The 22,931-nt window shown below is 69.5% G+C and carries 17 protein-coding genes and 1 pseudogene; 11 read left to right on the top strand and 7 right to left on the bottom strand.

What is annotated here, in order from left to right:
• Positions 1 to 2 precede the first annotated feature (2 nt).
• On the bottom strand, positions 3 to 962 hold the full coding sequence (locus tag A4W93_RS28015; protein WP_085753737.1) for a TraB/GumN family protein: 960 nt from the start codon (positions 960 to 962) through the stop codon (positions 3 to 5).
• A complete protein-coding gene (locus A4W93_RS28010) occupies positions 959 to 1,447 on the bottom strand; it encodes a retropepsin-like aspartic protease family protein (protein WP_157782242.1) in 489 nt (162 codons plus the stop codon). The genes A4W93_RS28015 and A4W93_RS28010 overlap by 4 nt, the downstream gene beginning before the upstream one ends.
• 205 nt (positions 1,448 to 1,652) lie before the next feature.
• On the opposite strand from A4W93_RS28010, the gene A4W93_RS28005 reads away from it, so the two are divergent.
• Positions 1,653 to 2,819 (top strand): aminotransferase class I/II-fold pyridoxal phosphate-dependent enzyme, encoded by a 1,167-nt coding sequence (locus A4W93_RS28005; RefSeq protein ID WP_157782241.1) that lies wholly within the window; start codon positions 1,653 to 1,655, stop codon positions 2,817 to 2,819.
• Positions 2,820 to 2,825: 6 nt separating this feature from the next.
• Here the strand turns inward: A4W93_RS28005 and A4W93_RS28000 are convergent, their stop codons facing one another.
• Entirely contained in the window at positions 2,826 to 3,809 is a 984-nt protein-coding gene (locus A4W93_RS28000) for a fumarylacetoacetate hydrolase family protein (RefSeq protein ID WP_085753734.1), read from the bottom strand.
• A gap of 45 nt (positions 3,810 to 3,854) precedes the next feature.
• Here A4W93_RS28000 and A4W93_RS27995 point away from each other — a divergent pair, with 45 nt between their 5' ends.
• From A4W93_RS27995 to A4W93_RS27980, 4 genes are all read left to right on the top strand, one after another.
• On the top strand, positions 3,855 to 4,799 hold the full coding sequence (locus A4W93_RS27995) for a DUF3108 domain-containing protein (protein ID WP_085753733.1): 945 nt from the start codon (positions 3,855 to 3,857) through the stop codon (positions 4,797 to 4,799).
• A gap of 68 nt (positions 4,800 to 4,867) precedes the next feature.
• The gene (locus A4W93_RS27990; RefSeq protein WP_085753732.1) at positions 4,868 to 5,140 is read left to right on the top strand and encodes a BTH_I0359 family protein; all 273 of its coding nucleotides are present in this window, start codon (positions 4,868 to 4,870) and stop codon (positions 5,138 to 5,140) included.
• Between the two features lie 170 nt (positions 5,141 to 5,310).
• On the top strand, positions 5,311 to 7,614 hold the full coding sequence (locus A4W93_RS27985) for an ATP-binding protein (protein WP_085753731.1): 2,304 nt from the start codon (positions 5,311 to 5,313) through the stop codon (positions 7,612 to 7,614).
• Between the two features lie 84 nt (positions 7,615 to 7,698).
• A complete protein-coding gene (locus A4W93_RS27980) occupies positions 7,699 to 9,810 on the top strand; it encodes a putative bifunctional diguanylate cyclase/phosphodiesterase (protein WP_169726596.1) in 2,112 nt (703 codons plus the stop codon).
• Here A4W93_RS27980 and A4W93_RS27975 read toward each other — a convergent pair.
• Positions 9,734 to 10,696, bottom strand: a complete 963-nt coding sequence (locus A4W93_RS27975) for a LysR family transcriptional regulator (RefSeq protein ID WP_085753729.1) — start codon at positions 10,694 to 10,696, stop codon at positions 9,734 to 9,736. The two genes, A4W93_RS27980 and A4W93_RS27975, sit on opposite strands and share 77 nt — an antisense overlap.
• A 32-nt stretch (positions 10,697 to 10,728) precedes the next feature.
• On the opposite strand from A4W93_RS27975, the pseudogene A4W93_RS30590 reads away from it, so the two are divergent.
• From A4W93_RS30590 to A4W93_RS27965, 3 genes and pseudogenes are all read left to right on the top strand, one after another.
• Positions 10,729 to 11,364: pseudogene (locus A4W93_RS30590) on the top strand (aldo/keto reductase); the annotation flags it as partial.
• A 67-nt stretch (positions 11,365 to 11,431) separates the two neighbouring features.
• Entirely contained in the window at positions 11,432 to 11,902 is a 471-nt protein-coding gene (locus tag A4W93_RS30585) for an aldo/keto reductase (RefSeq protein ID WP_250644873.1), read from the top strand.
• A 44-nt stretch (positions 11,903 to 11,946) separates the two neighbouring features.
• Positions 11,947 to 13,002, top strand: a complete 1,056-nt coding sequence (locus tag A4W93_RS27965) for a homocysteine S-methyltransferase family protein (RefSeq protein WP_085753728.1) — start codon at positions 11,947 to 11,949, stop codon at positions 13,000 to 13,002.
• Here the strand turns inward: A4W93_RS27965 and A4W93_RS27960 are convergent.
• Positions 12,974 to 13,615, bottom strand: a complete 642-nt coding sequence (locus A4W93_RS27960) for an OmpA family protein (protein ID WP_085753727.1) — start codon at positions 13,613 to 13,615, stop codon at positions 12,974 to 12,976. The two genes, A4W93_RS27965 and A4W93_RS27960, sit on opposite strands and share 29 nt — an antisense overlap.
• A gap of 140 nt (positions 13,616 to 13,755) precedes the next feature.
• Here A4W93_RS27960 and metH point away from each other — a divergent pair, with 140 nt between their 5' ends.
• The 3 genes from metH to A4W93_RS27945 all read left to right on the top strand — a co-directional run bounded on the left by metH (position 13,756) and on the right by A4W93_RS27945 (position 19,935).
• On the top strand, positions 13,756 to 16,521 hold the full coding sequence (gene metH / locus A4W93_RS27955; RefSeq protein ID WP_407081697.1) for a methionine synthase: 2,766 nt from the start codon (positions 13,756 to 13,758) through the stop codon (positions 16,519 to 16,521).
• 206 nt (positions 16,522 to 16,727) lie between these two features.
• Positions 16,728 to 18,452 (top strand): DUF1800 domain-containing protein, encoded by a 1,725-nt coding sequence (locus A4W93_RS27950; protein ID WP_237357639.1) that lies wholly within the window; start codon positions 16,728 to 16,730, stop codon positions 18,450 to 18,452.
• Positions 18,453 to 18,465: 13 nt separating this feature from the next.
• Positions 18,466 to 19,935, top strand: coding sequence for a DUF1501 domain-containing protein (locus A4W93_RS27945; RefSeq protein WP_085753724.1), 1,470 nt, complete (start codon positions 18,466 to 18,468; stop codon positions 19,933 to 19,935).
• 81 nt (positions 19,936 to 20,016) lie between these two features.
• On the opposite strand, the gene A4W93_RS27940 is transcribed toward A4W93_RS27945, so the two are convergent.
• Both A4W93_RS27940 and A4W93_RS27935 read right to left on the bottom strand, forming a co-directional pair.
• Positions 20,017 to 20,916, bottom strand: a complete 900-nt coding sequence (locus A4W93_RS27940) for an amino acid ABC transporter substrate-binding protein (RefSeq protein WP_085753723.1) — start codon at positions 20,914 to 20,916, stop codon at positions 20,017 to 20,019.
• Positions 20,917 to 20,953: 37 nt separating this feature from the next.
• Positions 20,954 to 22,843 (bottom strand): hypothetical protein, encoded by a 1,890-nt coding sequence (locus A4W93_RS27935; RefSeq protein ID WP_085753722.1) that lies wholly within the window; start codon positions 22,841 to 22,843, stop codon positions 20,954 to 20,956.
• Between the last annotated feature and the right edge of the window lie 88 nt (positions 22,844 to 22,931).

Genomic DNA, 22,931 nt, shown 5'->3' with positions numbered 1-22,931 from the left:
GTTCAGCGGGGCAGCGGCTCGCGGGTGACCGTGTAGCCGCGGCGGGCCATCAGGGCCGGGAGGCCTTCCGGTCCGACCAGGTGGAGCCCGCCCACCGCCGCGAACACCGACTGGCCGCCCGCGTGCAGCCGGTCGATGCCGTCGGCCAGGCCCGCGTTGCGGCCCTCGATGAGGCGCCGCAGCCGGGCCTTCTCGCGCGGTGTCTCGACGCAGCGGCACCATTCGGTGTAGTTCGCCAGCTCCTCGTCGCGGCCGGCTTCCCACGCGCGGGCGAGGCGCAGCATCTGCGGGATCACGTTGCCCTGCTCGAGGTCGTCGAGCATCTGCGCCATGTTGGCGCGCAGGTCGTCCTCGTTGTCGCTGATCAATTCACCGAGCTGCGTCTCCACCGTCTCGAGCGACTGCACCGGCTTGCCGAGCGCGCGGGCCGCCTGGCCCAGCGAGAAGTCGATGCCGTACAGCGCATCGAAGCCCTCGCGGCGCACGGCCGTCACGGTCAGCGTGGCGCCGAGCATCTCGGGGGCCATCTGGTCGGCCAGGGCCGGCGGCATGCAGGCCTTCTGCAGCTGCGCGCGCAGGCGGCGGTCGAGGGCCGGGGTCAGCGTGAGCTTCGGGTCGCGGGCCATGTACCGCTGCATCTTCACCATCACGGCCGGGTCCTGCGGGTCGAGCTCGAGGGCCAGCGTGTCGCTGCGGCCGAGTGCGTCGCGCACGGTGGGGCCGGGGAAGGCCCAGGCCAGGCGGCCCACGTGGATGGTGCCGTAGAGCCACGAGGTGCGGCCGTCCTTCGTGGCGCGCCACAGCATGCCGCGGTCGCGGGCCTCGCGAAGGCCCGTGGCCTGCTGCTCCTCGGTGGGCGGTTTGGCGGCGGGCGGGCACAGCGTGTACTGGGCGCGGGCCGGGCCCGTGAAGGCGAACAGCAGGGCCAGCAGCCAGGGGACCAGTCGGTGGAGGAGCTTCATCGGCGTTCGCGGAGGTCGAAGGTGAGCACACCATCGTGCTGCTGCCAGCGCAGGCGGCCCAGCACGTCCATGCCCAGCAGCGGGTTGTCACCCAGGGCGGGCAGCGCGACGATGCGCAGGTCGTCGACCCGCACGCCGCCCTTGAGCGCCACGTCGGCCCGCATCACCTCGCCGGTCACGACACCGCCCGCGGTGCTGGACTGCACCTCGCCGAGTGCCACGAGCCCGAGCTGCCGCGCGAGCGAGGCCGACACGGCCGTGCCGGTGGCACCGGTGTCGATCAGGAACTCGACCCGGTGGCCGTTGATGGTGCCGGGCCAGTGGTAGTGGCCGTCGGGACCGCGCTGGATCTCGACCACGTCACCGGTGGTCTGGAAGCGGGCCCGGCGCTGCTGCCCCTCGAACGCCTGGAACGCGAGGAACACCCCGAGGCCGACGAGCAGCCAGACGGTGGCGATCTTCAGGGTGTGCGGGAGTTCGGACATGGACGCGTTCGAGTGTCGCCGGTTTTCCGGGGTTCCCGGTCCGGGATGGTTCGCGAAATATTTCACGGACTGCAGGACGTGCCACGCCAGGTGACGCATTCTCGGGGCGGCGATGTTGCCAGGCACTCTTTCGACACAAAAAGGTCGTGCGATGAATCTCTACAAGAATGCACGTTGGACCCGTTGGAACCAGGACATGACGGCGATGAGGGGACACGCCGCCCGGATGCTGCTGCCGCAGCGCGACGGCACGTTTTTCCTGAGCCGTGACCGCAGCGACGGGGCCTCGATCGAGGTCGACGGCCGCGCGGTCGTCAACTTCTCGAGCTACGACTACCTCGGCCTCACGCAGCATCCCGAGGTGCTGGCCGCTTCGCACGGCGCGCTGGACCGCTTCGGCAGTTCGGCGTCGGCCAGCCGCATGGTGTGCGGGCAGACCGCGGTGCACGACGCGCTCGACGAGCGCATCGCGCGGTTCCTCGGCACCGAGTCCGCGATGACGTTCAACAGCGGCTTCGGCACCAACGCCAGCACCATCGGCTTCCTGTTCGAGCCGCGCGACCTCGTGCTGCACGACGCCTACATGCACCAGAGCGCGCTGGAGGGCATCCGCCTGTCCGGGGCCACGCGCATGAGCTTCCGGCACAACGACGTCGCGGCGCTGGCCGCGCTGCTCGAGACCGAGGCACCCAAGTACCGCAAGGTGCTGGTGCTGGTCGAGGGCGCCTACAGCATGGACGGCGACGTGTGCCCGCTGCGCGAGATCGCCGCGCTCAAGCGCCGCCACGACTTCTACCTGATGGTCGACGAGGCCCATTCCCTCGGCACCGTGGGCGCCACGGGCCGCGGCATCGGTGAACACGCGGGCGTGGACCGTGCCGACGTGGACCTGTGGATGGGCACGCTGTCGAAGACCCTCGCGAGCTGCGGCGGCTACATCGCGGGCAATGGCGAACTGGTGGAGTTCCTGCGCTACAACTGCCCCGGCTACGTCTACAGCGCGGCCCTGCCCCCGGTGGGCGCGGCCGCGGCCGAGGCGGCCCTCGGTGTGCTCGAGCGCGAGCCGGAACGTTCGGTGGCGCTGCAGGACAAGGTGCAGATGGCGCAGTCGCTGGCCCGCGCCGCGGGGCTCGACATCGGCACCGCCGACGTCGCGCCGATCCTGCCGGTGATCCTCGGTGAACGCGACCTGACGCTGCACACGTCGTTTGCGCTGTACCAGCGGGGCCTCTGCGCGCACCCGCTCGTGTACCCGGCGGTGCCGAAGCACCAGGCCCGCCTGCGTTTCTTCATCACCGGCCTGCACACCGAGGCCCAGCTGCAGGAGGCGTTCGACGCGGTGGCCGCCATCGTGGCCGAGGCCACGGCGTAGCCGGGGTCAGTCGGGGGTGGCGACGGCCTGGTCGATGGCGCCGAACACCGACTGGCCGTCGGCCCCCTTCACCTCGATGCGCACCGTGTCGCCGAAGCGCATGAACTCGGTCTTCGGCTCGCCGTGGGCGATGGTCTCGCGGGCGCGCTGCTCGGCGATGCATGCATAGCCGCGCGACGCGTCCGCGTTGCTGACCGTGCCGCTGCCCACGATGCTGCCGGCGCGCAGGTTCCGCGTCTTGGCCATGTGGGCGATCAGCTCGCCGAAGTGGAAGCTCATCTCGGGGCCCGCGTCCACGAGGCCCACGCGCTTGCCGTTCCAGGCGACGTGCACCGGGAGGTGCACGCGCCCGCCCTGCCACGCGGCGCCCAGCTCGTCGGGCGTGACCGCCACCGGACCGAACGCGGTGGACGGCTTGCTCTGGAAGAAGCCGAAACCCTTCGCGAGTTCGCCGGGCACGAGGTGGCGCAGGCTCACGTCGTTCACGAGCATCACGAGGCGCACCGCGTCGATGGCACGGTCGGCGGGCGTGCCCATCGTCACGTCGCCGGTGACCACGGCGATCTCCGCCTCGAAGTCGATGCCCATGCGTTCGCTGGGCACGTGGATCAGGTCGGTGGGGCCGAGGAAGTCGTCGCTGCCGCCCTGGTACATCAGCGGGTCCGTCTTCAGGTTCTCGGGCATCTCCGCGTTGCGCGCCTTGCGCACCAGCTCGACGTGGTTCAGGTACGCCGAGCCGTCGGCCCACTGGTAGGCCCGGGGCAGCGGCGCCGTGCACATCGCGGGGTCGAACGGGAAGGCGTGGCGCGCGCGGCCGTGGTTCAGCGAGATCGACAGCTCCTCCAGTTGCGGCGACAGGAAGTTCCAGTCGTCGAGCACCTGCTGGAGCCGGGTCGCGATGCCATTGGCGTAGTGGGCCGTCGTGAGGTCGCGGGACACGACCACGAGCTGTCCGTCGCGGGATCCATCCTTGTAACTGGCGAGTTTCATGGTGAGGGGCGTGGCAAGGGCTTCGGTTTCCCGTATTGTGGATGCATGGACGACCTCGCCCCTTCCCTTCCCCCCGCCCGCTGGCGCCGCCTGCTGCCGGTGTCGGTGCCTGTGATCCTCGCCCATGTGGCCTTCGCCAGCGTGAACCTGTCCCACGCCGAAACCCCCGCACCGGCGCGCACGCCTGCGGTCGCGGTGCGGGTGGTCGACGCTCCTGCCCCCGCGCCGGCGGTGGCCGACACACCCGCCACGCCGGTGGCGCCGGCCAAACGGGCCACCGGCATGAAGCCCGTGGCCGAACCGCACAAGATCACCGAGCCCACCGCCACGGACGCCCCGGTCTACCGCACGAAAATTCCACCCTCGACCGTGCTGCGCTATGCCATCACCCGCGGCCCGTGGAGCGGCAACGGTGAACTCAGCTGGGAGTTGCTCGACGGCAACCGCTACCACGCGCGCCTCGAAGGGCGCGTGGCCGGCATCAAGGTGCTGACGCAGGACAGCACCGGCATCCTCGACAATGCCGGCATCGCCCCGGTGCGTTTCACCGACGAGCGGCGTGGGAAGTCCGTGATGGCCGCCAACTTCCAGCGATCGGCCGGCAAGATCACCTATTCGGGGCCTTCGAACGAATACACCCTGGTGCCCGGCACCCAGGACCGCCTCACCTGGATGGTGCAGATCGGCGCCATCGCCGCGGCCGATCCGAAGGGCGTGACCGCCGGCAAGCGCGTCAGCATGTACGTCACCGGGGCCCGTGGTGACGCCGATGTGTGGACATTCAAGGCCATCGGCGTCGAAAACGTGCCCATCGGGGGCGTTTCGGTGTCCGCCATCAAGCTGGTGCGCGAACCTCGCAAGGTCAACGACACCCTGGTGGAAGTCTGGCTCGACCCGCAGCTGCACCACCTGCCTGTGCGCGCACGCATGACCAACCAGCCGGAGGGCGAAACCTTTGAACTTCTGCGCCGGCCGACGGATCCATCCTGACGACGGCTCCGGGCTTGAAAGCTGCATGTCCGGCCCGAGCTACCGGTTGCCACCAGGAGAAACACACCATGCAGATGGTCTACAACTCTGACAACTACGTCGTCGTGCAGTTCGACCTGCCCGAAGGAGAAGCGCAACACGGCGGCGAGCCGCTCTCGCGAGGCGGGTTCGAGATCGTCGACAAGTTCGCGCGCAAGGAGATCTTCATCGAGGGCGCGATGGCCGAGGCGTTCAAGGACGAGGTGACCGCGCTGATCGAGACGTCCCCCTCCGAAGAGGAGATGGACGATTACATCGAGCGGTACACGTCGCTGATGCAGCATCCCGTGATCCTGCACTGAAAGTGCGTCGCGCGCGTGGCGCGTGAAATTGCCACACAGGCGCGCGGGCGACCCGCGTGTGGAATTGGGCCCTTGCGCTATGGTCGGGGCGCGGCCCGGCGGTATCGGGGCTTGCCCCTTGGTGCGCGGTGCGCCAAGATGTCCCCGACGGTTGATCCCGGAGCTGCCCCATGGCCACCTCTCGCTTCGACGCCCGTGTCGTGCTGTCTCCCGGCCTGAAGGAGGCGCCGGTCCTCGATCGCATGTGCTCGCAGTTCGTGCTGACCCTCACGGTCCGGCACGCGGCGCGCTTCAACCTGCGCCGGGACTGGAACAGCCTGCTGTCGCTCACCGCCAGGCACCTCGTGTGGCCCGTGAGCGTGCTCGAGCGCCTGCGCGCGTTCCTCAAGTTGCGCTGCCGTGGCAACGAACACTGGACGGGCCACGAGGCCCTGAGCGACGCCGCCTTCATGGCCCGCCACGGCGGCTGGGGCGGGCCGTACGAGGAAGGCACGCTCTTCTTCTACATCGACGAATACATCAAGGACGCCCCGAAGGACCTGCTCGCCGTCATCGGCACCACGGCCGAGTGGCTCGACCGCAGCCTGAAGAAGGAGTCCACGCTCGTCGAGAAGAACATCGACGCGCTGGCCGGCCTGCTGCAGCTGAACCCCGCCGAGCGCGCGCTGCTGCTGTACGGCACGCTCGCCCGCTACCAGCGCGACCTGCGCGGGCTGCTCGTCGAGTTCAAGGTGTCCAACGCCCAGGAGGCCTATGCCGCCATCGCCGCGGTGGCCGGCGTCAACGAGCAGGAGGTGGCCGAGGCGCTGCGGGCCGGCTCGCGGCTCGAGCGCACGGGCATGGTCGAGAACCTGATCTCCGAGCACAACATCACCGACCTCGCCGACCTGATGAAGGTCAGCGAGCAGCTGCCCCCGGTGCTGATGCGCCACTACGAAGGCCCGTCCGACTTGATGGCGGTGTTCACCCGCCCCGCCTCGCGCAGCGAACTTTCGCCCGACGACTTCCACTACGTGGGCGACGACCAGAAGGTGCTCACCGCGCTGCTGCGCAACGCCGTGGCACGCCGCGAGCCGGGGGTCAACGTGCTGCTGTATGGTCCGCCGGGCACCGGCAAGACCGAACTGGCGAAGGTGGCCGCGCAGGCCGCCGGCCTGGAACTCTATGAAGTGGAGTACGCCGACCGCGACGGCAACAGCCTGAGCGGCCGCGACCGCTACCGCTCGCTGCAGATCAGCCAGGTGTTCCTCAAGGGCAGCCCCACGGTGGCGCTGCTGTTCGACGAGGTCGAGGACGTCTTCCCGCCCATCTCGACGGACGCCGCCCAGCTGATGGCGCGGCTGGACACCGGCGACGGCATGCCCTCGGGCAGTGTCAGCGGCAAGGCGTGGGTGAACCAGATCCTCGAGACGAACCCCGTGCCGGTCATCTGGGTCACCAACCGCATCGAGCAGATCGACCCCGCGTTCCGCCGCCGCTTCCAGTACCACCTCGACCTGAAGTCGCCGCCGCCCGGGGCCCGCGAGGCGCTCGTCACCCGCGCGCTCGAAGGGGTGCAGGTGTCCGACGGCTTCGCGGCGCGCCTCGCCGAACGGCGCGGCCTCACGCCGGCCCAGGTGCGCACGGCGGTCAAGTTCGCGCGGCTGACGTCCGACGGCCCCGAGGCGGGCGCCATCGAGCAGTTGATCGAACGCCAGCTGGGCAACGCCGACAAGGCGCTCGGCTCGGCCAGCGTGCGCGGCGCGCGGCGTGTGGTCACGCGCTACGACCTGTCGCTGCTGAACACCGAGTCGCGCTTCGAGGTGCCGCGCATCGTCGAGGCGCTGTCCCGCAAGGGCTTCGGCACGCTGTGTTTCCACGGGCCGCCGGGCACCGGCAAGACGGCCCTGGCCGAACACATCGCCCAGCAGCTGCAGCGCCCGCTGATGATCCGGCAGGCGTCCGACCTCGCGAGCAAGTTCGTCGGCGAGACCGAGCAGAACATGGCCCGCATGTTCGAGGAGGCCCAGTCCGAGCAGGCCGTGCTGCTGCTCGACGAGGCCGACAGCTTCCTGCGCAGCCGCCGCATGGCCGAGCGCAACTACGAGGTCACCGAGGTCAACGAGATGCTGCAGGGCATGGAGCGCTTCTCGGGCGTCTTCATCTGCACCACGAACCTGTTCGACGAACTGGACGAGGCGGCGCTGCGCCGCTTCACGTTCAAGGTGCGCTTCCTGCCGATGACGGCCGCGCAGCGCGAGCGGATGTTCGTGGCCGAGGCCCTCGACGGGGACGCCGGGCGGCTCACGGCCGAGCAGTCGCGCCGCCTGCAGCAGCTCGACGCGCTGGCCGCGGGCGACTTCGCGAGTGTCAAGCGCCAGGTCGACGTGCTGGGCGAGGTGTTCACGCCCGACGAGTTCCTGTCCCAGCTGGAGGCCGAACACCGCGTCAAGCCCGAGGTGAGGAAACGCCGGGACATCGGTTTCCTGCACTGACGGCCAATCCGCCCTCAAGTCTGGCGGCGATCTGCCGAAGACCCTCGGATAAAGAAGAACTCCGAGGCCCAGATGCAAACGGGAATGATCGATTGGAGCCTCAACACGGGATGGTGGTTGGTGTCCTGGGGGCTGGCGCTGTTCGCCGCGTACGCCGCACTGGACCTGTCCCGCGGCGTGCTGTCGGCCCACCGCCCGACGGCGATGCGTGCGCTCGCTGGCGCGGCGCTGGCACTGGCCACGGGCCTGTGCGCCGCACATTTCATCGCGATGGCCCACAGCGGCCTGCCGGCGGTGATGCACTTCCACGCCTGGTCGGTGTTCGGAACGCTGGTGCTCGCTTACATCGGCTCGCTGCTGGGCATCGGGCTGGCCGTGGACCGGCTGCGGCGGCCCGCCCGGGGCATCGCCGGCGCGGTGGTGCTGGGCACCTTCCTGTGCGCGGTGCCGCTGCTGTTGCTGGGCGCCGTCGAACTGCACCCGGGACTGCACTGGCACGACGCCGGCCCGTGGCTCGCCGGCGCGGTGCCGCTGGTGGCGGGCGTGGCCCTCGCCTGGTACGTCTTCTCGCGATGCCGCCGGCCGGCCACGCGCCACACGCTGGCCTGGCAGGCGCTCGCCGCGGTGCCCCTCGGCACGGCCATCGTCGCCGCCGACTTCCTCGTGACCCGCTGGGTGGCGGTGCCGTGGGATGCGGTGTCCCCGGCCGCCGCCGGCACCGTCAGCGGCGACACCCTCTTCGCGCTCGCCACCCTCGCGGTGCCGAGCCTCATCGCGCTGCTGCTGCTGTCGTCGATCCTCGAGTCGCAGTTCAAGGCCGCGCTGCGCCGCGCCCGCGAGGAACTGCAGATCGCGGCCCAGACCGACCCCCTCACCGGCCTGCCCAACCGCGCGATGTTCGAGACGTGGCTGCTGCGCGCCACCACCCGCGCCGACCGGCAGTCCCAGCGCGTGGCGCTGCTGTTCATCAACCTCGACGGCCTGAAGACGGTCAACGAGTCGCTCGGCCAGGCCGCCGGTGACGCGGTCCTGTGCGAGATGGGCAAGCGCCTGCGCGCGCTCACCGGCACCCGCGACATCGTCGCCCGGGCCGGCGGCGACGAGTTCCTGATGGTGCTCGAAGGCCACCCCGACCCGTCGCAGGCGATGGCCATGGCCGCGCGGCTGATGAAGGCGCTCAACGAGCCCTGCGTGGTGGAGCAGCGCGAGCTGACGATGTCGTGTTCGGTGGGCGTGGCGATGTACCCGGACCACGGCGACCAGGCCAAGCTGATCCCCCACGCCGCGGCGGCCATGCACTCGGCCAAGCGCAACGGCGGCGGCAACCAGGTCATGTTCGACCCTCGCATGGTGGCCGGCGCGCGCGAGCAGGTGGACCTGCTGCGCGACCTGCGCCGTGCGATCCAGCACCACGAGCTCGAGCTGTACTACCAGCCGAAGGTCCATGCGCCCAGCGGCCAGATCACCGGCGCCGAGGCGCTGATGCGGTGGCACCACCCGCAGCGCGGCATGGTCGGGCCGCACATCTTCATCCCGCTCGCCGAGAAATTCGGCCTCATCAACGCACTGGGCAACTGGCTGATCGAGGACGTCTGCAAGCAGATCCGCACCTGGCGCGACGGCGGCCTGCGCATGCGCGTGGCCATCAACCTGTCGGTGCACCAGCTGCGCCAGGAAGACCTCGTCGACCGCATCGTCGACGCGCTGCACCGCCATCGCGTCGAACCCGGCCTGCTGACCTGCGAGATCACCGAGTCCGCCGCGATGGAGGACACCCGCACCACGCTGCAGGTGATCGAGCGCCTCTCGGCCGCCGGCGTGCACCTGTCGATCGACGACTTCGGCACGGGCTACTCGAGCCTCAGCTACCTGCGCCAGCTGGCGGCCGAGGAGCTGAAGATCGACCGCAGCTTCGTGATGGACCTCGAATCGAGCGCGGACGCCCGCGCCATCGTCGACGCCGTCGTCAAGCTCGCTCAGGCCCTCGGCCTGAAGGTGGTGGCCGAAGGCGTGGAGACCGAGGCGCAGCAGAAGATCCTGCGCACGCTCGGCTGCGACGAGCTGCAGGGCTTCCTGTTCGCCAAGCCCATGTCCGCGAAGGCGCTGACCCTCTGGGCCATCAAGGACGAGGGGCCGAGCGCCCTCGACTTCCGCCCGTCGCTGTTCGACGATTCACTGTCGACGCCGCTGCATTGAACGCGATGCAGTGGTCCATGAACGCCCGCACCGTGGGCGGCATCTGGCGCCGGCTCGGGTAGTAGAAGTGGAAGCCGGGCATGGTGTGCCATGCCGACGGCAGCACCGGCAGCAGCCGGCCCGCGGCGAGGTCGCCGGCCACCTGGCGTTCGAACGTGTAGGCGATGCCCAGGCCGTCCAGCGCGGCGCGGGCCATGTTCAGGCTGTCCGACAGTGTCAGCGGCCCGTCCACCTCCACCTCGGCCAGCCGGCCGTTGCGGCGCACCTCCCAGCGGTAGATGGCCCCGCTCGACGGGAAGCGGTAGCGGATGCAGTCGTGGTGCCGCAGGTCGTCGAGCGTGGCGGGCAGCCCGTGCCGCGCCGCGTAAGCGGGTGACGCGACCATGCAGGTGCGCTCCTTCGGCGTCAGCGCCACGGCCACCATGTCGCGCTGCACCGATTCGCCGAGGCGCACGCCCAGGTCGCCGCCCTGTTCCACGATGTCGGAGAAGCCGTCCTCGATGCGCATCTCCACCCGCGCGCCGGGGTGGGCCTGCAGGAACGACGCGGTGGCGGGGCGCAGCAGCGTCTCGTAGACGATGTGGGGCGCGTTCACGCGCACCCGGCCGCTCGGCCCGCCGCGCCACGCGTCGAGGTCGTCGGTGGCGGACAGCAGTTCGCCCACCGCGGGCCCCACGCGCCCGAGGTAGCGCTCGCCGGCCTCGGTGAGGCTCACGCTGCGCGTGGTGCGGTTCAGCAGCCGCACGCCCAGCCGGGTCTCGAGCTGCCGCACCGCCTGGCTCACGGCCGGTGGCGTGACCTCCAGCGCCGCGGCCGCCTCCGTGAAGCTGCGTCGCTGCGCGACCGTGATGAAGGCCACCAGGCCGTCGAGCTGGGTGAGTTTCATTGCAAAGCCGTTCTTCAGAGTTCGTGAAGATTATGGGCATTTATCGATGGAAAGCCGGTGCCTACAGTCACGTCATCCCACCCCACCCGGAGCCTTCGATGACCACCGCCAGCACCCCGTACTACACCCTCGGCCGCACCGGCCTGCGCGTGAGCCGCCTGTCGCTCGGCGCGATGACCTTCGGCACCGAATGGGGCTGGGGGTCGGACAAGGAGGCGGCCCGCCGCATCTTCGACACGTACGTCGCGCGCGGCGGCAACTTCATCGACACGGCCGATGTCTACACGAACGGCACCAGCGAGGCCTGGCTCGGCGAGTTCGTCCGCGACGCGAAGGCCCGTGACCAGGTGGTGCTCGCCAGCAAGTACACGTTCAACCTCGGGGACCGCAATGCCAACGGCGGCGGCAACGGCCGCAAGAACCTGCTGCGCGCGGTGGAGGGCTCGCTGAAGCGCCTCGGCACCGACTACCTCGACGTGTACTACGTGCACGCCTGGGACCAGATCACGCCCGCCGAGGAGGTGATGCGCACGATGGACGACCTGGTGCGCAGCGGCAAGGTGCGCCACGTGGGCCTGTCCGACGTGCCCGCGTGGTACGCGGCGCGGGCGCAGACGATCGCCGAGTGGCGCGGGTACGAGCCGGTGTCGGCGCTGCAGCTGCAGTACTCGCTGGTCGAGCGCAACATCGAGCACGAACACGTGCGCGTGGCCACCGAGCTGGGCATGCATCACCGTGTGGAGCCCGCTCGCGAGCGGCCTGCTGTCGGGCCGCTACCGCCGCGACGCGAACCCCGACGGCCGCCTGGCCGCGATGAAGGACAACGGCAACCCGGCCTTCCAGCACCTGAACGAGCGCAACTGGGCCATCGTCGACGCACTGGAGCAGGTGGCCCGCGAGGTCGATCGCCCCGCCGCGCAAGTGGCGCTGAACTGGGTGGCGAACCGGCCGGGCGTGGCGTCGGTCATCGTCGGCGCGAGCCGCCCCGAGCAACTGGACGCCAACCTCGGCGCGCTCGACTTCGAGCTGCCGAAGGCCCTGGCGGACCGCCTCGACGAGGCGAGCCGCCCCGCGATGCCCTTCCCGTACTACTTCTTCACCAACGCGATGCAGGGCATGCTGTACGGGGGCGCGACCGTGGGCGACAAGCCGGCCGGCTACCGCAGCCCGGTGCTCGTGAGCGGGACGGGCAGCGGGGTGGAGTGACCCCGGCGGGCGGCCGGGCGGGGCCGGTTCCCTACAATGGCGGGATGAAACTGCCCGCCTTCACCCGCGCCGCCGCAATGCCCGGCATCATGAAAGACCGCATCGTCATCCTCGACGGGGCGATGGGCACCATGATCCAGCGCTACAAGCTGGGCGAGGCCGACTACCGCGGCACGCGGTTCGCCGACCACCCGAAGGACCTCAAGGGCAACAACGAACTGCTGCAGTTCACGCGCCCCGACGTGATCCGCGAGATCCACGAGCAGTACCTCGCCGCCGGCGCCGACCTGATCGAGACCAACACGTTCGGCGCCACGTCGGTGGCCCAGGACGACTACGGCCTCGGGCCGCTGGCCCGCGAGATGAACGTGGTGGCCGCGCGCATCGCGCGCGAGGCCTGCGACAAGTACAGCACGCCCGACAAGCCGCGGTTCGTGGCCGGCGCCCTCGGCCCGACGCCGCGCACCGCCAGCATCAGCCCCGACGTGAACGACCCGGGCGCGCGCAACGTGCACTTCGAGGAACTGCGCGCCGCGTATTACGAGCAGGGCGAAGGCCTGCTGGAAGGCGGCGCCGACGTGTTCCTCGTCGAAACCATCTTCGACACGCTCAACGCCAAGGCCGCCATCTTCGCGCTCGACGAGCTGATGGAAAACACGGGCGAACGCCTGCCGGTCATCATCTCGGGCACCGTGACCGACGCGTCGGGCCGCATCCTGTCGGGCCAGACCGTCACCGCGTTCTGGCACAGCGTGCGCCACGCGCGCCCGCTCGCCATCGGCCTGAACTGCGCGCTGGGCGCGGCGCTGATGCGCCCGTACATCGAGGAGCTGACGAAGGCCGCCGGTGACACCTTCATCAGCTGCTACCCGAACGCCGGCCTGCCCAACCCGATGAGCGAGACGGGCTTCGACGAAACCCCGGAGATCACCGGCGGCCTCGTGGAGGAGTTCGCGCAGGCGGGGTTCCTGAACATCGCCGGCGGCTGCTGCGGCACCACGCCCGACCACATCGCCGAGATCGCGCGCCGCGTGGGCAAGTACCAGCCGCGCTGCGTGCACGGCGGGTTGTTCAGCGAGCTGCTGGCGACGGCGGCGTAGCCGCCGTCCGCTCCCCGATCAGGATCTCCACGCGGCGGTTGGCCGCGCGGCCGGCATCGGTGTCGTTGGACCCCACGGGGTCCTGCGCGCCCCGGCCGGCCACCGCGATGCGCACCGGCGAGAAGCCGCGCGCCACGAGCCAGTCGCGCGTGCTGGCCGCCCGGTCGAGCGACAGCGCGTTGTTCGCGGCCACCGAACCCTTGCTGTCGGTGTGGCCCACGATGCGCACGTCCATGTTGGGGATCTTGCCGGTGACCACCGCCACCTGGTCCAGGGCCGACCGCGCGGCGGGCTTCAGCGCCGACCGGTTGGCCTCGAAGCTCTGGTCGCCGGGCAGCGTGATCCACAGGCGGTTGTCGGTACTCCGGTCGACGGTGACCCCGGTGCCCTTCAGGCGGCTCTCGAGCTGGCCGCGGGCGGTCTGCAGCGTGGGCGACCAGCCGGCGCCGGGCGCCGGCTTGCCGTAGGCCGGGCCGGGGGCGGAGCCCTCGACGGCCGGCGGTGCGTCGGGCACCTTCCGCGGGGCGGAGTGGCAGCCGGCGAGCCAGAGCGTGGCGCCGACGGTGGAGAGCAGGGCGAGTCGTGAAACCGGGGAGAGCGTCGCGGGGATCATGGTCTTGTGCTTTCTGGCGGCATCGAGGCCGGGAGGGCCATTGGAACGTCTTCCGCATCGTGCCTTGTAACCGAGCCCGGGACGCGGCTTGCCGATAAAATCCCTCTCTCCTGGTTCCCCAGCTCACCCGCTCCCACACCGTGACCTCTTCCACTGCCGTTGCCGTTCCCCCTCCGATGAAACTGTCGGGCCTGGAGCCCGTGCTGATCGGCGAAGGCACCCTGTTCGTCAACATCGGCGAGCGCACCAACGTCACCGGGTCCAAGGCCTTCGCCCGGATGATCCTCAACGGCGAGTTCGAGCAGGCGCTGAGCGTGGCCCGCCAGCAGGTCGAGAACGGCGCGCAGGTGATCGACGTCAACATGGACGAGGCCATGCTCGACGCCAAGGCGTCCATGGTGCGTTTCCTGAACCTGATCGCCAGCGAGCCCGAGATCTCGCGCGTGCCGATCATGATCGACAGTTCCAAGTGGGACGTGATCGAGGCCGGCCTGCGCTGCATCCAGGGCAAGGGCATCGTCAACTCCATCTCGATGAAGGAAGGCGAGGCGCCGTTCCGCGAGCAGGCCAAGCTGATCCGCCGCTACGGCGCGGCCACCGTCGTGATGGCCTTCGACGAGAAGGGCCAGGCCGACACCTACGCCCGCAAGACCGAGATCTGCGAGCGCGCGTACCGCATCCTCGTCGACGAGATCGGCTTCCCGCCGGAAGACATCATCTTCGACCCGAACATCTTCGCCATCGCCACGGGCATCGAGGAACACGACAACTACGCCGTCGACTTCATCGAGGCCACGCGCTGGATCAAGCAGAACCTGCCGGGCGCGAAGGTGAGCGGTGGCGTGTCGAACGTCAGCTTCAGCTTCCGCGGCAACGACCCGATGCGCGAGGCGATCCACACCGTGTTCCTGTACCACGCCATCCAGGCGGGCATGGACATGGGCATCGTCAACGCCGGCATGGTGGGCGTCTACGACAACCTCGACCCGGTGCTGCGCGAGCGTGTGGAAGACGTGGTGCTGAACCGTCAGCCGAACTACAAGGACGGCGAGGAGAAGCTCACCCCCAGCGAACGCCTGATCGAGATCGCCGAGACCGCCAAGGGCGCCGCGAAGGACGACTCCGCGAAGTTCGCGTGGCGCGCCAAGCCCGTCGCCGAACGCCTGAGCCACGCCCTCGTGCACGGCATCAACGACTTCATCGTCGAGGACACCGAGGAGGTGTACCAGGCCATCGTCGCGAAGGGCGGCCGCCCGCTGCACGTGATCGAAGGCCCGCTGATGGACGGCATGAACGTCGTCGGCGACCTGTTCGGCCAGGGCAAGATGTTCCTGCCTCAGGTGGTCAAGAGCGCCCGCGTGATGAAGCAGGCCGTGGCCCACCTGCTGCCCTACATCGAGGAAGAGAAGCGCCAGCTGATCGATGCGGGCGGCGAGGCGAAGGCCAAGGGCAAGATCGTCATCGCCACCGTCAAGGGCGACGTGCACGACATCGGCAAGAACATCGTCACGGTGGTCCTGCAGTGCAACAACTTCGAGGTCGTCAACATGGGCGTGATGGTCCCGTGCCAGGACATCCTCGCGAAGGCGAAGGAAGAAGGCGCCGACATCATCGGCCTGTCCGGCCTCATCACGCCGAGCCTCGAGGAGATGCAGTACGTGGCCGGCGAGATGCAGCGCGACCCGTACTTCCGCGACCGCCGCATGCCACTGCTGATCGGCGGCGCCACCACCAGCCGCGTGCACACGGCCGTGAAGATCTCGCCGCACTACGACGGCCCCGTGGTCTACGTGCCCGACGCCAGCCGCAGCGTGGGCGTCTGCAGCGACCTGCTGAGCGACGAGAAGGCCGCCGCGTTCATCGCCGACCTCAAGTCCGACTACGACCACGTGCGCGACCTGCACGCGAACAAGAAGGCCACGCCGCTGGTCACGCTCGACGAGGCCCGCGCCAACAAGGCCCCCGTCGACTGGGCCGCGTTCGAACCCGCCAAGCCGAAGTTCACCGGCCGCCGCGTGTTCCGCAACTACGACCTCGCCGAACTCGCCGACAGCATCGACTGGGGCCCGTTCTTCCAGACCTGGGACCTCGCGGGCCCGTACCCCGCCATCCTCACCGACGAGGTGGTGGGCGAAGCCGCCACGAAGGTGTTCGCCGACGCGCGCGCGATGCTCAAGCGCCTCATCGAGGGCCGCTGGCTCACCGCCAACGGCGTGATCGGCCTGTACCCCGCGAACACCGTCAACGACGACGACATCGAGATCTACACCGACGACACGCGCAGCGAGGTGCTGATGACCTGGCACGGCCTGCGCATGCAGACCGTGCGGCCGGTGGTCGACGGCGTGAAGCGCCCGAACCGCTGCCTCGCCGACTTCGTCGCGCCCAAGTCCTCGGGCAAGGCCGACTACGTGGGCCTCTTCGCGGTCACCGCGGGCCTCGGGGCCGAGAAGAAGGAGAAGCAGTTCCTCGACGCGAACGACGACTACAGCTCGATCATGTTCAAGGCGCTGGCCGATCGCCTCGCCGAGGCCTTCGCCGAGCGCCTGCACCAGCGCGTGCGCACCGATTTCTGGGGCTACGCGCCCGACGAACAGCTCGACACCGACGCCCTCATCGCCGAGAAGTACCGTGGCATCCGCCCGGCTCCGGGTTATCCCGCGTGCCCCGACCACACGGTCAAGGGCGACATGTTCCGCGCGCTCGCGTGCGACGAGATCGGCATGGGCCTCACCGAAAGCTGGGCCATGACGCCGGCGGCCAGCGTCAGCGGCTTCTACCTGGCCCATCCCGAGTCGGCCTACTTCAACGTCGGCAAGATCGGCGACGACCAGGTCCGCGACTTCGCGCGCCGCACCGGACAGGACGTGGACCGCGTGGAGCGGGCGCTCGCGTCCTTGCGCTGAGGTCGTCCGGCCCGTTTACATCCGAAACAATCCGACTCATCTCAGACCGGTTTCGTCACGTTCCTTCGCAGGAACTGGCGGCCGGACACACGCCACCTGCCGTGGATTGACGGTCTGACGCGTCAAAACGGCCGTTCCGCCGGTGGTACGCCTTTCGCGTGCAAAAGCACCCGTATCCGGGTGTTATTTGCATGAGGGGGCACGAAGTGAACACACTTCCGAAGAATCTGGGGAACAGGGCGAGGGTCGCCGCGGCGTCCGCGCTGCTGGTGCTGCTGGCCGCCTGCGGCGGCGCGAAGGAAGACACGGGCGAGACGGTGGCCGCGCTGCCGCCGGCGGAACAGCCCACGGCCGAGGCCTCGGCGAGGTTCCTCACGCAGGCCTCGTTCGGTCCGAACCAGGAAAGCATCGACTGGGTCCGCCTGCACGGCCAGGCCGCGTGGGTCCGCCAGCAGCTGGCGGTGCCGCAGACCCCGCACCGCAACTACCTCGACGCCGTCGCGGCCACGTTCGTGGGCACCGATTCCACGCTCCAGCAGTCGCACTTCCGCGAGTCGTTCTGGACGCAGGCGCTGACCGGGCCCGACCAGCTTCGCCAGCGGGCGGCGTTCGCGCTGTCGCAGATCTTCGTGGTGTCCTTCGCCGACTCCAACGTCTCGGGCCAGATCCGCGGTGTGGCGACCTTCTACGACATGCTGGGCGAGAAGGCCTTCGGCAACTACCGCGACCTGCTCGAGGCCGTGACGCTGCACCCGGTGATGGGCCAGTACCTCACGATGCTGCGCAACCAGAAGGAGGACGGCAAGGGCCGTGTGCCCGACGAGAACTACGCTCGCGAGATCATGCAGCTGTTCTCCATCGGCCTGTATGAGCTGAACAACGACGGTACGTACAAGGGCGGCACGCCCACCGAGACCTACACGCACGAGGACATCCAGGGCCTGGCCAAGGTGTTCACCGGCTGGAGCTGGTATGCCGGCCCGAACCTCGCCGATCGCACCAACTCGCGTTTCGGCGGTGGCAACGCCAACCCCGACCGCGACTGGATGCCGATGCAGGCCTACGCGAACTACCACTCGGTGTCCGAGAAGAAGTTCCTGGGCGTCACCATCCCCGCGGCCGCGAAGGCGGATGCCGAGGCCGACCTGAAGGTCGCGCTCGACACCCTCTACAACCACCCGAACGTCGGCCCCTTCCTCGGCAAGCTGCTGATCCAGCGCCTGGTCACCAGCAACCCGAGCCCGGCCTATGTGAACCGCGTGGCGAACGCGTTCAACAACAACGGCCAGGGCGTGCGCGGCGACATGAAGGCCGTGTTCACGGCCGTGCTGCTCGATTCCGAGGCCCGCACGTACGACGCGATGAGCAACTCGGCCGGCAAGGTGCGCGAGCCCGTGCTGCGCCTCTCGAGCCTGCTGCGTGCCACGAAGGCCACGTCGGTCAAGGGCAACTACACGGGCATCGACGACACCGACAACCCGGTGACCCGCCTCGGCCAGACCGTGCTGCGTTCGCCCACCGTCTTCAACTTCTTCCGCCCCGGCTACACCCCGCCGGGCAGCGACGCCGCGAAGGCCGGCCTCGTGGCACCGGAGCTGCAACTGACCAACGAGGTGTCCGTCGCCGGCTACCTCAACTACATCCGCGGCTGGATCTCCGTCAGTGCCTCGCGCGACGTGCAGCCGAACTGGGCGCCGTTCATCGAACTCGCCGAGGACGTGCCGAAGCTGGTCGACCGCGTGAACCTGCTGCTGATGTCGGGCCAGATGCCCGAGGCGCTGCGTGCGCAGATCGTCGCGTCCGTCGAGGGCCGGACGATCCGCAAGGCCACCGCCACCAACGCCGCCGACGTGACGGCCGACAAGACCGACCGCGTGCGCATCGCCTTCATGCTCGCGATGGCGTCGCCCGACTACCTGATCCAGAAGTGACGAGGAACCCGCCATGACCATGAACCACGCATCCCGCCGGGAGTTCCTGCGCCGTGCCTCGCTCATCGCCGGTTCCGTCGGACCGGCAGGTGTTCCGTTCGCGATGAACCTCGCGGCGATGAACACCGCCGCGGCACAGACGGCCGACTACAAGGCCATCGTGTGCCTCTTCCTCTACGGCGGCAACGACTCCGCCAACATGGTGCTGCCCACCGACACGGCGTCGTGGAACACGTACACCACCGTGCGCAACACCGGCACCGACCCGATCGCGCTGCGCGCCGCGGGCACCGCCCCCGATGCCGCGGCGGCCGCGGCATCGCCCGCCGCGCTGGGCGGCGTGCTGCCCGTGGTGCCCAACTTCACCGCGTTCGCCGAGAACAACGCCCGCACCTTCGCGCTGCACCCGTCGATGACGGAGATGCAATCGCTGTTCGGCCAGGCGCGCCTGGGCATCATCGCCAACGCCGGCCCGCTCGTGCAGCCGATGACGAAGGCCGAGTACCAGAGCAACACCACGAAGAAGCGCCCGGCCAAGCTGTTCTCGCACAACGACCAGCAGTCGATGTGGCAGGCCCTCGGGCCCGAGGGCGCGCGCATCGGCTGGGGCGGCCGCTTCGGCGACCTCGTGGCCGGCGGCAACACCAACACGGTGTTCACGAGCATCTCGGCCGGCGGCAACGCCGTCTTCATGACCGGGCAGAACGTGTTCCAGTACCAGGTGGGCAGCAACGGCGCCACCGCCATCGGCAACCTCACCGGCACGCTGTTCGGTTCCGCCGCGGCGGCCACGAATTACCGCAACATCATCACGCAGACCAACGCCACGCACCTGATGGCGCGCGAGCAGTCGGTGATCACCAAGCGCTCCATCGACGCGCAGGCCGTCTTCCAGACGGCGTATGCCGCCTCGACCGTGGCGGCGCCCACGCAGTACATGCGCCCGTCCACGCGCACGCTCGCGAACAACGACCTCGCGGTGCAGCTGCAGACCGTCACGCGCATCATCGGCGCGCGCGCGGGCCTCGGCGCCACGCGCCAGGTCTTCTTCGTGTCGATGGGCGGTTTCGACACCCATGACAACCAGAACCGCGGCCAGGCCGACCTGATGGCGCGCCTGTCGCACGCCATCGGCTATTTCGACACCGCGCTCGCCGCCATCGGCATGCGCGACAAGGTCGCCCTTTTCACGGGCTCCGACTTCGGCCGCACGTTCACCACGAACGGCGACGGCACCGACCACGGCTGGGGGGCGCACCACTTCGTGTACGGCGGTGCGGTCAAGGGCAAGGAGATCTACGGGCGCTTCCCGCAGGTGGGCCTGAGCCAGCCCGACGAGGTGGGTTCCGGCAGTTTCCTGCCCGGCGTGTCGGTGGACCAGATCGGCGCCACGCTCGGCAAGTGGTTCGGCGTGAGCGATGCCGACCTGAACATCGTGTTCCCGAACCTGAAGAACTTCAACGCGAACCTCGGGTTCATCTGACCCGGAAACGGGAAGGCCGGCGCCGCAACCTGACGCCGGCCTGAGCACCGGACCGCGGGAGCGGTCCGGTGTGCCGAGGATTTACTGCTTGTATTCCTCGACCGGCTTGTCGTTCGGATTCGCCCACGCCGACTTCGTGGCTTCGCTGGCGGCCAGCCCGACGCGCGTGTTGCTCGGCGGGATCGGCTGCAGGAACCACTTGTCGTAGAGCTTGGCCACTTCGCCGCTCTTGAGCATCGCCTTCACGCTGTCGTCCACCGCCTTCTTGAAGCCCGCGTCGTTCTTGCGGTACATGATGGCGATGGGTTCGACGGAGAGCACGTCGCCCACGATCTTGAAGTCGCCCGGCGCCTTCGCGCGCGAGATGTTGCCGGCGAGGATCTGGCCGTCCATCACGAACGCATCGGCACGGCCCGACTCGAGCAGCAGGAAGGCGTCGGCGTGGTCCTTGCCGAACACTTCCTTGAACTCGACGCCGTTGGCGCGGCGGTGCTTGCGGAGCAGCATCACCGAGGTGGTGCCGGTGGTGGTGGCCACCGTCTTGCCCGCGAGCTGCTCGATGTTCGTGATGCCCGAGGCACCCTTCACGGCGATGCGCACCTCCTCCACGTAGAGCGTGGGCGCGAAGGCCACGTCTTCCTGGCGCTTGGCGTTGTTGGTCGTCGAACCGCACTCGAGGTCCACCGTGCCGTTCTGCATGAGGGGGATGCGGTTCTGCGACGTCACCGGCTGGTACTTGATGTCGAGCTTCGACAGGCCCAGCTGCTTCTGCACGTCGGCGAAGACCTTGTTGCAGATCTCGACGTGGAAGCCCGTGTACTTGCCGTCGCCGAGCGTGTACGAGAGCGCGCCGGAGGACTCGCGCACGCCCATCGTGGCCGCGCCGCTGTCCTTGATCTTCTTCAGGGTGTCGTTCTCCTGCGCATGGGCCGTGCCGAGGGCGGCGCACAGCACCGCGAGGGCGAGGGTCGATCGTTTCATGGTCGTTTTCATCATGGTGAGGGAAAGGAGTTCGAACTCAGATGGGCCACACGCAACGCGCGGTGGTGTTGGTGGGTTTGGCGATCGGCGTGTACGTGACGGCGGCGCCCGGCTGGCCGATGTTCAGGCGGCGCTGCGCGTAGCCGGCCGTGGCGGCGGTGCTGGTGCCCACGACGAACTGCTTGAGCTTGCCGTCGCCGGGTGCGACCGACGTGAAGTCGGGCGCGGGCGTGCCGCCGGGGTGCGTGTCGCAGGCCGCGGTGCCGCCGGCCACGGTGGGCTGCAGGAACGTCAGCACGTCGTTCGGGCCGCGCACGTACACGTACTGCAGGCGGTTCACGCCGCCGATGCTGACGGTGCGGCTGAAGTAGCGGCCGGACCACAGACGCGAGCGGGTGGCTTCCGACAGGCCGGTGATGGCCTTCGCGCCGTCGGCCGTGCCGAGCTTGACGAGGCGCAGGCCCGTCATCGACAGGCTGCCGTCCGGCTGCACGTGGGCGACGCCCGGTGCGCTCGGGATCGCGAGCGCGCCGTTGAAGACCACCGTGGTGTCGCCGAAGTTCACGACGCTCGTGTTGGCGGTGTCGCGCACGTACGCGCCCTTGCGCAGGCCGGCGGACTTGGCGGTCTCGAAGAAGGTCGCCGTGCCGGTCTGCGGGTCGTTCTGGTAGTAGAAGGTGCTGTGCACGTAGGTGCCGTCACCGAACATCACCAGGAACTCGGGCTCGTTGCTGCCGTTCGGGCGCACCCAGCCGCCCACGAGCGGGTCCGTGCCGGTCACGCGTTCGAACGTCACGCCGCCGTCCGCCGTCAGCGTGTTGCCGGTGACGGTGACGTTGTTCAGCGTGCCGCTGCCCGGGCCGGACGCTTCCGAGGCCTCGAGGAGGCTCGTGGTCAGCACGCCGCCGACGAACGTGTAGCGGCCGTACTTGTAGCCGAAACCGTTGTCGAACTGCGTGGTGGTGACGTCCGCCGTGTTGAGCGCGACGCCCGAGTCCAGCATCTGGTGCACGAAGGTGCCGTCGCCCGCGAACAGGAACAACTCCTTCTGCGTGGCCGCACCCACCGCCGTCGTCTTGATCCACGCGCCTTCGATCGGCGCGGCAGCCGTCTTCGCCGTGGCGTTCTTGACGTCGGCGAGGTGGGCCGCGGTGGGCACGAGGCTGTCCTGCAGCGCGGCCGACAGCGTGTCGCGGTCGGCGGCGGCGAGTTTGCCCGCGACCTGCGACAGCACCTGCTGCAGCGAGCCCGTGGCGGCCTGGCCCAGCGCGCCGAAGCCCTCCTTGCCGGTGAGGCCCGACGTGGCGACCGTCTTCGCGAACGCGACGGTCAGCAGCTGGCCGAGGCCGGCCATCTTGTCGCGCTTGGCCACGGTGCCGACGGTCTCGTCGCTCGCGTAGTTCGAGTAGAGCGTGAGGCCGCCCACGTCGCCGGCGGTGCCGACGAGGTTGCTGAGGATGTTCTCCTCGGCCTGGGCGCGGTTCGGCGCACGGCCACCGTCGACCTCGGACACGACCAGGGTCGTGTACGGGCTGATGGTGGCGGCCTTGCCGGCCGGCGCTGCCAGCGTGAAGGCGGCGGTGACGGGCGCGTCGGCGTTCGTCGTCGTGCCGGCCACGGCCTTCGCGAGCACCGTGAAGCCGGTGGCCTGGGCGGCCGTCAGCTTCTCGATCTTGTAGGTGCCCGTGGCGGACGTCGTGGCCGACGGTTCGCCGGCATCGCAGTCGCGGTTCTCGTTCAGGTCGACGCAGACGGTCGCGTTGGCGAGCAGGCCGTCGAAGACGACACCTTCGAGGCTCGACTCGGCGGTGGCCGGCGGCGGGGTGACGGTGGCGGGCGCGTCGTCATCGCCACCACAGCCGGCGAAGGACAGGACCGCAAGGCCGGTGAGGGCCAGGACCAGCGGTTGGGGTTTGAATCGCATCATGGACTTCCAGGAAAGTTGGGCCGCGCGGGGACACGGGACGGTGTCCCGCGCGGAGGGTTCGATGGGGTTCGTTGCGGAGCGGGTCTCG

Source organism: Piscinibacter gummiphilus (assembly GCF_002116905.1).
GTDB lineage: Bacteria > Pseudomonadota > Gammaproteobacteria > Burkholderiales > Burkholderiaceae_C > Rhizobacter > Rhizobacter gummiphilus.
The sequence above is the reverse complement of the archived record's forward strand: the minus strand, read 5'-3'. Positions and strand labels throughout refer to the sequence as shown.